The sequence below is a fragment of the Neptunomonas marina genome (assembly GCF_004005935.1).
Classification (GTDB): domain Bacteria; phylum Pseudomonadota; class Gammaproteobacteria; order Pseudomonadales; family Balneatricaceae; genus Neptunomonas; species Neptunomonas marina.
The window spans coordinates 599,534-612,375 of the sequence record NZ_SACQ01000001.1 but is presented as its reverse complement, the minus strand read 5'-3'; the positions used below and the strand labels follow the sequence as shown (position 1 = coordinate 612,375).

At 50.0% G+C, this 12,842-nt stretch carries 13 protein-coding genes; 4 read left to right on the top strand and 9 right to left on the bottom strand.

From position 1 onward, the window contains the following. Positions 1 to 11 precede the first annotated feature (11 nt). The 4 genes from EOE65_RS02865 to EOE65_RS02850 form a co-directional block, all read right to left on the bottom strand. The gene (locus EOE65_RS02865; protein ID WP_127692780.1) at positions 12 to 434 is read right to left on the bottom strand and encodes a PaaI family thioesterase; all 423 of its coding nucleotides are present in this window, start codon (positions 432 to 434) and stop codon (positions 12 to 14) included. A 79-nt stretch (positions 435 to 513) separates the two neighbouring features. Further along, positions 514 to 2,145 carry an AMP-binding protein gene (locus tag EOE65_RS02860; protein ID WP_127692779.1) on the bottom strand — a complete coding sequence of 544 codons (1,632 nt, stop codon included), beginning with the start codon at positions 2,143 to 2,145 and terminating at the stop codon, positions 514 to 516. A gap of 53 nt (positions 2,146 to 2,198) precedes the next feature. Beyond that, complete coding sequence (locus EOE65_RS02855; RefSeq protein WP_240656899.1) at positions 2,199 to 3,329, bottom strand: CaiB/BaiF CoA transferase family protein; 1,131 nt, start codon at positions 3,327 to 3,329, stop codon at positions 2,199 to 2,201. 12 nt (positions 3,330 to 3,341) lie between these two features. After that, a complete protein-coding gene (locus EOE65_RS02850) occupies positions 3,342 to 4,499 on the bottom strand; it encodes an acyl-CoA dehydrogenase family protein (RefSeq protein ID WP_127692777.1) in 1,158 nt (385 codons plus the stop codon). A 218-nt stretch (positions 4,500 to 4,717) separates the two neighbouring features. On the opposite strand from EOE65_RS02850, the gene EOE65_RS02845 reads away from it, so the two are divergent. Then, the gene (locus EOE65_RS02845) at positions 4,718 to 5,185 is read left to right on the top strand and encodes a 2-thiouracil desulfurase family protein (protein WP_127692776.1); all 468 of its coding nucleotides are present in this window, start codon (positions 4,718 to 4,720) and stop codon (positions 5,183 to 5,185) included. A gap of 81 nt (positions 5,186 to 5,266) precedes the next feature. Here EOE65_RS02845 and purC read toward each other — a convergent pair whose 3' ends face one another. From purC to dapA, 3 genes are read right to left on the bottom strand one after another with little or no spacing between them, the layout of a single operon-like run. Further along, positions 5,267 to 5,980 (bottom strand): phosphoribosylaminoimidazolesuccinocarboxamide synthase, encoded by a 714-nt coding sequence (gene purC, locus EOE65_RS02840; RefSeq protein ID WP_127692775.1) that lies wholly within the window; start codon positions 5,978 to 5,980, stop codon positions 5,267 to 5,269. Positions 5,981 to 6,016: 36 nt separating this feature from the next. Further along, the gene (gene bamC, locus EOE65_RS02835; protein ID WP_127692774.1) at positions 6,017 to 7,396 is read right to left on the bottom strand and encodes an outer membrane protein assembly factor BamC; all 1,380 of its coding nucleotides are present in this window, start codon (positions 7,394 to 7,396) and stop codon (positions 6,017 to 6,019) included. A gap of 11 nt (positions 7,397 to 7,407) precedes the next feature. After that, a complete protein-coding gene (gene dapA, locus EOE65_RS02830; RefSeq protein ID WP_127693144.1) occupies positions 7,408 to 8,286 on the bottom strand; it encodes a 4-hydroxy-tetrahydrodipicolinate synthase in 879 nt (292 codons plus the stop codon). A 154-nt stretch (positions 8,287 to 8,440) separates the two neighbouring features. Between dapA and EOE65_RS02825 the strand changes: the two genes are divergently transcribed. Then, positions 8,441 to 8,908 carry a peroxiredoxin gene (locus tag EOE65_RS02825; protein ID WP_127692773.1) on the top strand — a complete coding sequence of 156 codons (468 nt, stop codon included), beginning with the start codon at positions 8,441 to 8,443 and terminating at the stop codon, positions 8,906 to 8,908. Positions 8,909 to 8,979: 71 nt separating this feature from the next. On the opposite strand, the gene EOE65_RS02820 is transcribed toward EOE65_RS02825, so the two are convergent. After that, positions 8,980 to 10,062, bottom strand: coding sequence for an AI-2E family transporter (locus tag EOE65_RS02820; RefSeq protein WP_127692772.1), 1,083 nt, complete (start codon positions 10,060 to 10,062; stop codon positions 8,980 to 8,982). Between the two features lie 27 nt (positions 10,063 to 10,089). After that, positions 10,090 to 10,326, bottom strand: a complete 237-nt coding sequence (locus EOE65_RS02815; RefSeq protein ID WP_206052590.1) for a sulfurtransferase TusA family protein — start codon at positions 10,324 to 10,326, stop codon at positions 10,090 to 10,092. Between the two features lie 117 nt (positions 10,327 to 10,443). On the opposite strand from EOE65_RS02815, the gene EOE65_RS02810 reads away from it, so the two are divergent. Beyond that, positions 10,444 to 11,874: a M48 family metalloprotease gene (locus EOE65_RS02810; protein WP_127692771.1), complete on the top strand. Its 1,431-nt coding sequence runs from the start codon at positions 10,444 to 10,446 to the stop codon at positions 11,872 to 11,874. A 118-nt stretch (positions 11,875 to 11,992) separates the two neighbouring features. Then, on the top strand, positions 11,993 to 12,760 hold the full coding sequence (locus EOE65_RS02805; protein ID WP_127692770.1) for a hypothetical protein: 768 nt from the start codon (positions 11,993 to 11,995) through the stop codon (positions 12,758 to 12,760). Positions 12,761 to 12,842 lie beyond the last annotated feature (82 nt).

Genomic DNA, 12,842 nt, shown 5'->3' with positions numbered 1-12,842 from the left:
AGTTTTGCAAGCTATGTTGACTGCAATACCGCTAACGTTACCGTCGCTTTTGAAACCAAAACTTGCTGGCCATCGTCACGTTCAACAAAGACCTCAGACTCCACCACAGATAAGCTTCGTCCAGGTTTTAAAACCTGACTACGGCACAATAGATAGCGGCCTTTGGCTGCCCGTAACAGGTTGATCTTAAACTCAGCTGTTAAGACAAGTTCGCCTTCTGATATCAGTGTGACTGCCGCTGTACCCGCGGTATGGTCAGCGAGTGTCGCTTGAACACCGGCATGAACAAAACCATCTTGCTGTTGATGGCGCGTCTCAAGCGCGATTCTTGATTCGCAAAAACCATCATCCAAAGCGATCAGTTGGCAGCCTAGATCACGAATAAAAGGAGCGACTTCGAACACACGCCGCGCTTCGAGAAGTTGAGTACTCATGTAGCATCCCAATTTATTAATTTTATTGTTGGGAAACCCACGGCGCATAATGCGCCGTGGGGTGGTAAAGCCGTTTTAGTTAGGCTTCATCGCGCGCTTGGTTGCGCAACATAAAGCGCTGAATTTTACCGCTAGGCGTCTTCGGCAGCTCTTGTACGAACTCAATTTCACGCGGGAAAGCGTGAGTCGACAGACGGCTACGCACGTGCTGCTTCAGCTCATCCGCTAACTCATCGGTTGGATCCCATTGTGGCTTAATAACCACGTAAGCCTTGATGATGGCACCACGCGATGCATCCGGCTTACCAACAACACCCGACTCCGCAACAGCATCATGCTCCAGCAACGTACTCTCAACATCGGCAGGACCAACACGGTATCCCGCTGTTGTAATGATGTCATCGTCGCGGCCAGTAAACGAGTAGCTTCCATCACCATGGCTGATAACCACATCGCCAGTGAGGTAGTACTTGCCTTTGAACGGGTCTTTCTCATCCCATGTGTAGCCTTGGAAGAAGAACAGAGGAGAGTTCTCGACATCCACCGCCAACTGACCCACTTCACCTTCAGTGATCTCTTCAAAATTACCATCCAGCGCGACAACACGGTGCCCAGGCATTGAGAAGCCCATCGAGCCCACGCGAACAATCGACTGCTCGAGGTCGTGATGGTTGCAGCAAGTCATACCGGTTTCTGTTTGGCCGTAGTGATCCATCACATCACAGCCCAAACGACGTTTCACCCAGCTGATAACTTCAGGGTTGAGTGGCTCTCCAGCACTACTTGCTGCGCGCAGGTTAAAGCTCTCGCCCTCAGCTAGGACTTCATCGTTCGCCATCAACATACGGTAAGCGGTAGGTGCTGCAGCTAGGTTTGTGATCCCGTACTTACGCAACATATCGTAGGTAGATTCAGTGGTGAAGCCATTCTCATTGAAGTGCGTCGCATTACCGAGCAGCAGAGGCCCGACTACCGCGTAGTAAAGGCCGTATGCCCAACCAGGATCTGCAACGTTCCAGTAAACATCATCCGGGCGCAGACCAATGGCATAGCGCATGTAAACATAGAAAGACATGATCGCACGTGCAGGTACGGCAACGCCTTTGGACTTACCCACCGTGCCTGATGTGAACATCTGCAGGAACGGATCATCAGCACCCACTTTAACCGGCTCAAACTCAGTCGATTGCTCAGCCATGACCTCATCGAATTTGAAATCACCTTCAGCGCCTTTACCAACAGCAACAATCGGAGGACAACCATTAACGTCGTCTAATTTGCTACGGTTTGCATCATCAGACAGCACCAGTTTCGTTTGTGCTTTCTCGACACGATACTCGATCGCACCCGGACCGAACGCGGTAAATAGCGGCTGATAAACGGCACCCGCACGCAATGTACCTAGGATAACAACGAGCAACTCTGGCGTACGTGGCAACAGCGCCGCGACACGGTCGCCTTTTCCAATCCCCTGTGATTTCAAGAAGTTTGCGAAGCGTGCCGATTGCTCTTTAAGCTCAGCAAAGGTGTGCTGCGATGCTTCACGCTCTACACCCTCATAAAAAAGGCCAACTTTGGCAGGATCTGTCGCCCAGCGGTCACAAATCTCTTCACACACATTGAAGCCTGATTGACGATCGCCAATCAACTGAGCTTCAAGTTTTTCAGGGGTAAATTCATCGTAAAATGACTGATAGTCCATAATGCTCATTTTTGTTGTCTCACTTGTTATCGTTATTCTGTTTAACCGATTTTCATACCGGCTTAATCGAACAAGCCGCTTGCTTTAAGGGCTTGGTAATCCTTTTCGTTAATTCCTATCTCAGCCAATACAGACTGAGTGTCTGCACCCAGATCAGGTGCAGGAGAAAGGCTATCGTGGCTCATACCACTTAGAAGTGGCGTAGGACGTACCTGAATATCACCTTCGTCACCTTGCACAAACAGAGCACGCTCTTGATGGTGCAATTCTTTAGGTACTTCCTGAGGTGTCAAAACAGGTTCTACACAGGCATCAATGCCAGCAAGCTCTGATACCCAATGGCTGCGCGTTTGCTGCTTAAATAGCGCCTGCAAAACGCCCTTCACTTCGCTGTCGGGTTTATCGTTCAGCGCTAACTGATCGAGCCTTTCGAGCAGGCGATAGCGGAACTGAGGTTCAAGGCTGCCGACTGCTATATGGTAGCCGTCCGACGTTTCGTAGTAGTCGTATATTCCGCCACCGCTGAGGAAGTGATCATCGCCAACAAAGTCTGCGTCGCTGTTAAGGCTGACTGGCATCATTAGCGGCTGCAGCGCAACACATTGGTCGCTCATGGCGATATCAATAAACTGCCCTTCTCCCGTTGTTTGACGCTGGATAACGGCAGCGAGTATCGCCATCACGGCTGGTTGCGAACCGCCGGCGACATCCGCTATCTGAACGCTGCTCAGGTGACCGTTAGACGCAGATGATATGCCGCTGAGTGCAAGGTAATTAATATCGTGGCCAGCCGCATGAGCGCGCGAGCCATGCTGCCCAAAGCCTGTGATTGCGCAGTAGATCAACTTAGGGTTGATCTGGGCCAGTGCTTCGTAGTCCAAGCCTAAACGCGCCATCACGCCCGGCCTGAACTGCTCGACGACAATATCAAACTCTTCGATCAGCGCATGAACAACCTGCCGAGCCTGCTCATGCTTCAGATTCAACGCGATAGAACGTTTGCCACGATTTAAGTAGGCAAATGAAGCTGACTGCCGGCCTACTGAAGGCTTCATCTCACGCACAAGGTCTGGGCGTGAAGGTGACTCCACGCGCAAAACCTCAGCCCCCATATCTGCCAACAACATGGTCGCGTATGGTCCGGGGAGCAGTGTCGAGAGATCTAAAACCTTAAGGCCTGCCAGTGGCTTCATTGTCATCGCCCCTTAACGTAGCTCACGCAAGATTTCGCGGGCGATAACCAAACGCTGCACCTCGCTTGTGCCCTCGTAGATAGAGGTGATGCGCACATCACGGCTCATGCGCTCCAACGGATACTCCTGCATATAGCCATAGCCGCCTAATAGTTGCAGAGCGGTGTAGCAAGCTTGGTTCGCTTTTTCACTCGCAAACAACTTCGCCATAGAAGCTTCTTTAGCAAACGGTTTACCCGCTTCTTTAAGATATGCTGCATTCATCAAAAGTAGACGAGCTGCTTCTAGCTCAGTCGCGCGGTCGGCGATCATCCATTGCAAGCCTTGGAAATCAGCAATAGGTTTGCCGAACTGCTTACGCTCTAGCGTGTACTGGGTGGCATAATCCATCGCCGCTTGGCCAATACCTAACGCAAGTGATCCAATACCAATACGTCCGCCTGCTAGCTCGGCTACGGCAATGCGGAAACCGTCGTTGAGTTTACCTAGCACCGCACTGTCGGGTACTTCACAGTTCTCGAAGTGTACTTCATTGGTAGCCGAGCCATGCTGGCCCATCTTCTTCTCTCCGGGGCCACAGGTGATCCCTGCAGCATCAGCATCTACCAAGAAACAGCTGATCCCTTTACCCTTCGGCGCCTCTGCATCGGTTACCGCCCAAACAACAAAGACACCAGCAAATTCAGCGCTTGTAATCCACTGTTTGGTACCGCTAATCGACCAACCGCTCTCGGTTTTAACCGCGCGAGTGCGCATTGATGCGGGGTCTGAACCTGCACCGGCTTCGGTCAAGCAGAAACTTCCTGCATAAAACTCGCCCGAGCAAATCTTCGGCAAATACTTTTGCTTTTGCTCATCGCTACCCATCGCCTGGATAACCTCGGCAACCATATTGGTCACTGACATCGTCACCGCTGTCGAGGCACATGCTTTGGCGATCTCAGTCACTGCCAAACTAAATGCAACAACACCTGCTTCGGTGCCGCCGTATTCAGCATCAATATTTAAGCCCATGAAACCTAGCTCAGCTAAGTTACGCACATGCGCTTTCGTAATCTCATAATCTTTTGTCTGATCCAGTTTCTCTGCCGTTGCTTGCAGTTCAGTCTCGGCAAAACGTTTCGCCGTTTCCTGAATCATTTGTTGTTCTTCTGTTAGCGACAAATTCATAGGTGATTTCCATTAAGTGTTTACCCCTAATTTATATCGCCATTTTGAGTTTGGGTAAAGGGACTCGTACAGATTTCAGCCTACGATTATGGTCGACTATAGGAGTAGAAGAGATGCCAAGTTGATTGACGACAAGCAAATAAACCCGCTTCTCATTTGAAGTTCCTACTCATGACGTTAAAATGCGTCACCACACGAACTCAAGGAAGCCAATAACAATGAAAAAAATCCTAATGAGTGCCTGTTTTTTAGGTCAAAAAGTCCGTTATGACGGGCGTCACAGCCTAATAGAGCATCCGTTAATCAAGAAATGGCAAGAGGAAGGACGTTTAATACCATTCTGCCCTGAAGTTGCTGGCGGTTTACCGATTCCACGCGCACCCGCCGAGATCAAAAACCACCATCCGGTCTTGGTCATCGACCAGAATGAGAAAGATGTCACACCGCAATTCGTAACAGGTGCAGAGCTGGCTGTAGAGCGCGCAAAGCGCGAGGGAGCATGCTGCGCACTCCTTAAAAGCCGCAGCCCATCATGTGGTAACCGCGAGGTCTATGACGGCAAATTCAGCGGAACAGTGGTCCCAGGTGCTGGGGTTACCGCAGCTGAGTTACAACGCCACGGGATACCGGTTTTCAACGAGCGAGAGATCGACCAGATCGAAGAGTTTATATCCAATCAGCTCTAATATGAGTTGGCGATTACGCCATCGATACCGCTGAAACTAAAAAACCTGCACTTGGCAGGTTTTTTATTCACTCATTAACGCTTAATCGAAGTTGATCCCTAAGCGGCGGCCAACTTCTTCGTAGCCTTCAACAACGCCACCAAGCCCCTGGCGGAAACGGTCTTTATCGAGCTTTTCACGCGTCTCTTTGTCCCAAAGGCGGCAACCGTCTGGTGAGAACTCATCTCCCAGTACAACTTCACCCTTGAACAAACCAAACTCCAGTTTATGGTCAACTAACAACAGGCCTGCATCATCAAACATCTGCTTGAGTACAGCATTTACTTTAAAGGTTAGCTCTTTCGCCTTTTCGATATGCGCTTTTTCAGCCCAACCGAAAGATTCGATATGATGTTCGTTAACCATTGGATCGCCCAGCTCATCGTTCTTTAGGAAGAACTCGAACGTTGGCGGGTTTAACTCTAGGCCTTCTTCAACACCCAAACGGCGGCAGATTGAGCCTGCAGCATAGTTTCGAACAACACATTCGATCGGCATCATATCTAGCTTTTTAACAACACACTCTTGATCTGAAATCAGCTTTTCAAAGTGCGTGGGAATACCCGCTTCTTCTAGCTTGGACATGATGAACGCGTTGAACTTATTGTTGACCATTCCCTTGCGCTCAAGTTGTTCCACTTTCTTACCATCAAACGCTGAGGTGTCGTTGCGGAAAAACATGATCATGTAATCAGGGTTGTCTGTCGAGTAAACAGACTTGGCTTTACCGGAATATAGCTCTTCGCGCTTTTCCATTAATATCTCCAAAATAACTCTCTTCGATCTACCAAGCTAGCGCTTAGCAGGGATGTTGTCTTTGATAGCCCACAGGATCTCTTCAGCGACAATCGCTGGTGCGGCAAGACCCTCGTCATCTTTAACGGTGATGTAAACACCTGAGCGTGAACGCGTCATTTTCAGCTGATAACGCCCTGTGTGCTCATACGCATCTGTCTTTGCGTTGTAACTGCCTTTCTTATTACCGCCGCCAAACACGTAAACAACACGTCCGGCGAACCAAATTTTGTAGCCGTCTTGGTTAGCTGCATTATTAGGATCATCCAAAGCACGCGCTTGTCCCTCTTCTAATGGCTCTTGAGGCACTTCGTTCGCGCTGTAACGGATAACACTATCATCGTCGACGCCAAACACGCTGGCGATGGTGCCAGTATCAATTTTAATCTCTTCGCGGTCAGAGAATAGCCACTCGAAGAATCCCATCTCCTTCTTACGATCAATAGGTGTCGAGGTCGTGTAGGTCATGTACATCATGCCAAGGGATTGATCACGCGTACCGACATCAAGATCAGCACGATCCACCGCTGTATTTAGCAGTGACCAAGACTGATCCGCCGATGAACCAAACTTCAATACGGGATTACCACGGGAGTCGCGACCCAACTGAGGGCGCGTCTGACTCGGCTGTTGTTGGTAGGCCAGCAACGAGCGCTCTGATGGTTTAAGCGTTGCCTTGGACAGATACCGAAGCATCTCAAACATCATATCGGATTTGTAGCCAACATCATGCGACGTGTTGCCCCAATCGACCGCAGCAACCTGTGCATCCTCGGGTAGAGCAACATGCTGCAACGCGATAGATGTGCGGCCATAGTCAGCAGCGTCAGGTTTGACGGAGAACTTCAGCTTGTTCTTCGTGCCGCCTTCGATGGTTTGAAACGTCAGCCTTTTAATCCAGCTGTCGACCATGCTGTACTCAGGACCGCTCACCAAGATCCAATCGGACTCGATCTCACCTGTCCGAGGGTTGGCACTGGCAACAGGAATGGCATTGAACTTCATGAAGTCCAGGGTTTTTTCCCATACCGCAGCGATAGGTTCATCAACAACGATCAGCTTCTCATCGCCTTGGCGTTTTAGATTAACCGCTTCACTGCCGGTATCCGCATAGAAAAATTCAGGACGTGGTACTTCAAATGAGCCAACACGAGCAGCTGCGGTTTGACCTGCGGTGGGCACAACCAATAAATCTTCTGTTTGGCGCACTTTGAGGTGCGCCGGTATCTCGAGTTTCCTATCTGCGCTTGCTTTCTCGTAGTCCTGAGAGCGGTCACGTAGCAAGCCGTCTTCCCCATAGATTGGGTTTTTGTCCATCATGCTACAACCAGCGCTAACCAACATGGAAGCTGCTAGAACGAGAGGAAACAAACGCATCAGGTTACTCCTTATTCTGAAATGCCACTGTCTACCAAAGCTTGACGCACCACTGCATGATACTGGCTCGATAGGAGGGTCAAAGGTAATCGAATGCCGTCATCGATTAGGCCCATATCATACATAGCCCATTTAACAGGGATTGGATTCGCTTCAACGAAGAGCTGTGTATGCAACGGCATCAAGCGCGCCTGCAATTCACGAGCAGCTTCTGTTTCACCTGCCAAACCTAAACGGCAAAGCTCTGACATCTCCGCTGGTGCAACGTTCGCTGTCACAGAAATATTGCCATGACCACCCGCCAGAATAAGCTCAATAGCCGTTGCATCGTCACCGGAATAGATCGCGAAATCTTTTGGTGCTTTAGCGATTAACTCACGGGCACGGTCTACATCCCCGGTCGCTTCTTTAATACCGATGATGTTGTCAATTTCCGCTAAGCGCAGAACAGTCTCGGGCAACATATCGCAAGCTGTACGGCCCGGTACGTTGTAAAGAATCTGTGGCACATCAACCGCTTCAGCAATTGCTTTAAAATGCTGATACAAACCTTCCTGAGTCGGCTTGTTGTAGTATGGCGTAACCAGTAAGCACGCCGCAGCACCCGCATTTTTTGCCTCGCGTGTTAGGTCGATAGCTTCTGTTGTTGAGTTTGCGCCGGTTCCCGCGATAACAGGAATTTTGCCTTTGACGCGCTCAACCACACGTTTAATTACCGCACAGTGCTCGTTGCAATCTAGCGTTGCTGATTCACCCGTCGTGCCAACAGCAACGATCGAGTCCGTGCCCTTCTCCAGATGAAAGTCAACAACCTTATCAAGACCGTCCCAATCGATCTCACCGTTTGCTTTCATCGGGGTCACTAGCGCTACAATACTGCCGGTAATCATTTTGTTCTCCATCTAAAAAGCCCAGATTTAAGATTTAACAGAATGCTCAAATCTAAACTTTGATCTGATATCGTATAGGGCTCAGTATTCTAAACGATTTATGCCGAATAAGCGTAGTAGCGATAACGCTTTTTTTAACGTAAGGATGAAAACCATGTCTACACCTGAAGTTGGCCAACCCATTGCGGACACAACCGCTCAAGCCACCAGCGAGACCACCGTCACACTCTCTGAGCTGAAAGGCAAAAATGTTGTGATCTACTTTTATCCGAAGGACAACACGCCTGGCTGCACAACCGAGGGACAAAACTTCCGCGACCTATACGCCGAGTTTGAAGCGGCTAACACGGTGATATTCGGCGTCAGTAAAGACAGCATGCGTACCCATGAGAACTTCAAGAAAAAACACGAGTTCCCATTTGAGCTGATCAGTGACCCTGAAGAAGCCTTCTGCAAACACTTTGATGTCATCAAGTTGAAAAAGCTGTACGGCAAGGAATATATGGGTATCGAGCGCAGCACCTTTCTGATCGATGCCGAGGGTATCCTGCGCAACGAGTGGCGCAAGGTTAAGGTCAAAGGTCACGTGGACGAAGTTCTAGAAGCAGTAAAAGCACTATAACGCCTAAATCTGCCCTAGCCCACCAGCAGGCGAGCGTAAAAAAGCCCAGCATTTAGCTGGGCTTTTTAGTTTTATGCAGCCTCTTCCAGCTCTTTCTCATCCCTCTCTAAGGGCCCGGGCCAAGCATTGATCACCGCTTTCACGAGAGTCGCTAGCGGAATCGCAAAGAATACGCCCCAAAACCCCCACAAAGTACCAAATAGAAGCACTGCAACAATGATTGCGATGGGGTGCAAGTTGACAGCCTCTGAGAACAGCAGCGGCACCAACACGTTACCATCCAACGCTTGAATGATGCCGTAAGCGATCATTAAGTACATGAACTCACTACTCCAGCCCCACTGAAAGAAACCCACCAGAGCCACCGGCAAGGTTACCAGCGCCGCGCCAATATAAGGGATAAGCACCGAAAGCCCCACTAAAATCCCAAGTAACGCCGCATAATTGATGCCCAAGAACAGGAAGGTTACGTACGTCACCAAACCAACAATCATGATCTCAATGACTTTGCCACGAATGTAGTTAGCAATCTGGTCGTCCATTTCATCCCAAATTTTGGTCATCATCTGGCGTTTGCGCGGCAGAAACGAGGTCCACCACTTCACCAAGCTGCGGCCATCTTTAAGAAAGAAGAACACTAATATTGGCACCAGTACGACGTAAACGAGCACTGTCACAATACTTGTTAAGGAGTTGACCGAGTAAGTAAAGACCCATTGGCTCGCAGTTGTTAGCTCGCTGGTCGCCAAGTTCATGATATCGCGCACTTTGTCTTCTGAAATCCACTGCGGATACGTTTCGGGCAATACCAGCAGTAGCGCTTGAACCTCTTGCACCATATTGGGCAGATCTTTGAAAAAGGTCGATAACTGCTGCCAAGCGAGCGGTATAACCACCAGCGCCAAGGCAAGCACAAAACCGATAAAGCCGACAAAGACAATAGAGACTGATGCTAAGTGAGGGACTTTACGCTCCTTTAACCAGTCCACACCGCCCTGCATCAAAAAGGCGATAATCAAACCCGCAAATACAGGGGCAAGCGGCTTCCCTAGCGTTAGGATAATAACGAGCGATACACTGAGTAGAAGGAAGAGAAACAGCGCCTCCTCATCCGAAAAGTAGCGTTCGATCCACTTCGAGAAAATTGCTCTCATAGGTAGTTATGCCTTGTATTGTTCTAGTTATCCGCGACGAATCACGTAGATATAGTCACCACCCTCGGTGAACATTTCAATCAGCTCATGGTCGGACTGATCAGTAAATGCTTTAAAGTCTCGTTGCGAGCCACCATCCGTCGCAATCACTTTTAATAGCTCACCGGTTACCATCTGATTTAGCTTTTGCTTCGTTTTCAGCAGTGGCATCGGGCAATTGAGGCCGGAGGCATCAAGAAATTCGTCAACTTCAATATCTGGCATATTCTGGCCTTATATCAATACATTACGTATGTTATTTTGGCTGAAAGGTGTCTCAGCTAAAAATGCCACGATAATGACATGGTTATCACCACCTTAAAAGCCAGTGAGATCTTTTACATGCGATTCGTTCATCTTTTTTTCTTCATCCTTATGCTTTCCGTATCTTCCCGAGCGATTGCGAACAGCGACCTACCGGTGCTCACAGATGCTGCATCCTCAACGATCTCTCTGGATCAGGAGCACCGTCTTGGCCGCGCATGGGTGCGCTCATTACGAGGAAGCGTCAAGCTCTTGGACGATCCACTCGCTGTGTCCTATCTACACGACCTCAGTTGGGAGCTGGTTGGTCATAGCCAGCTGCAAGACCGCCGCATCGACTTGGTCGTTGTTGATAATCAAACGTTTAACGCCTTCGCAGTACCGGGCGGCATTATCGGTATTCACGGCGGCCTGCTGCTTGCTGCAGAGCGGGAGGACGAGCTTGCTTCGGTACTTGCACACGAACTGGCGCACCTTAGCCAGCGCCACTATGCAGCGAGTTTAGAGGAATCACGTCGTAATCGCCCACTGGCCATTGCCAGTTTCTTAGCCAGCGTACTGATTGCAGCCGCCGACTCCCAAGCGGGCGCAGCGGCGATCTCTACATCCATTGCCGCTCAACAGTCCGCCCGTCTCTCGTTTAGCCGTCAAAACGAACGTGAGGCTGACCGAGTGGGTATGCAAACACTCGTTTCTGCTGGCATCGACCCCAGCGCGATGCCTCGTATGTTCTCCCGTATGCAAGCATCACAGCGCTTTTTAAGCAAACCACCTGAGTTTTTATTGACTCACCCCGTTACCGAAGCACGTATTGCGGACTCTCTCAACCGCGCTGAGAGGCTCGGAAAGCCACCACTGACCCGCCGCAGTATTGAGTTCGCAGCGGTTAAGGCGCGTATGGCGGTGTACTATGAATCAAACCCTCAAACAGCTTACAACCATTTCCAAGACAAACATCGCTCTAGCGGCAAGCCCGAAGACCTGTACGCCTTTGCCGTCGCAGCGATCCGTTTAAGCCGTCCAGATCAAGCGAAACAGGCACTAGCTAAGCTTCCCGGTGAATGGCGAAAGCATCTATTTACACAACTCACGGGCGTTGAAGCCGATATTGCAGCTCTACGCTGGGGACAAGCCGCGCAAACACTCGATGGCCTAGCCGCGGTATACCCGGGTAATTTTGCCGTTGAGCAACGCCGCGCAGAGGCATATATGGGCGCAGGTTTAGCCGATAAAGCGGTACAGGTTCTCAATGATCTTAAACGTGAATACCCAAATGACGTTACAACCCACTACCTACTGGCAGAAGCTCTCGGGCAGGCTGGACGAAACATCGCTGTACATGAAGCCCGCATCGACTATTTTCTGCTGACCGGTCAGGTCGATCGAGCCTTGACGCAAGTCCAGTATGCTCATCGTGAGCGCAACCTTACAGCCTCTGATAAAGCACGTATCGACCAACTAGAACAAGATGTCAAACAAGTACGTGCCGAAATGGAAGCGGCACTGTAAGCGAAAACAAGTGAAGAGCAAGGCCTTTCATAGCCAAAACTAGCAACTGGAATTCAAACAGAAACTATCTATACTGAAATCGTGACACTCCGCCTAAAAACAAGCAAAAGGAGCTGTTATGAAACATTTGATTCAAACAGTTTACTCTGTTCTCCTATGCACAGCTTTTGCCCAATCAATCAGCGCGGCCGAGTTGCTGGTAGGCAAAGTCTGTCCGGTTATTTACGACAAACAAGCACTGGGCATTTTAGTGTTCTCGCGCGAGTGGTATCACGACAGTCGCCACAACGCGGCGTACACGCCACGGGATAACGCAACAGGCGTTGGCCTTGAAATACACCTTTTTCCAAGTCGGCAAGGGCATTTACAGCACGGTAACTTTGCCCAATGCGACCAATATCGTGTTATTCAGGTGCGCCACACCAATGCACGACTCATTCCACCCGAACGGTCAGTACAGATCGATGTACCTGATGGCTTCCTGCACCCGTTTTACGATGCCGCACCACTTGAGCATGGCTACAACTCACACCAAACCCCCATCGACTCGCGCGACAAACCTTGGCAGGGTCGGCATTCGCGTGCATCGGAAGTCGCCGTCTACGATACCCCTTACATATCAGATGGCTATGGTATTGAAGGACAAGACATTTTCGTTGGTTTTGAAACCTGTGCAGTATGCACTCGCAACCAACGATACGACACCATTTTGGCGTGCGGCACATGGGGCTATCAGCGGGACTATCTCGGGGGAATGACGGGATGGACAGAACCCGAGTTCCACCCCGTCAAGTGCAGTAACACACCCTCAGCGCAGTTCCAGCAAGCCCTGCATGAATCCACACGTATCGATTACAGCTACTGGCTAGACTGGCGTACAGAATAGCCTTCTAAATTAGACAAAAGCCAAATAGGAACCCAGCGCAAGTCGACGTAACCTCAAAGCAGAAGAATAAGAAACGGGAGCC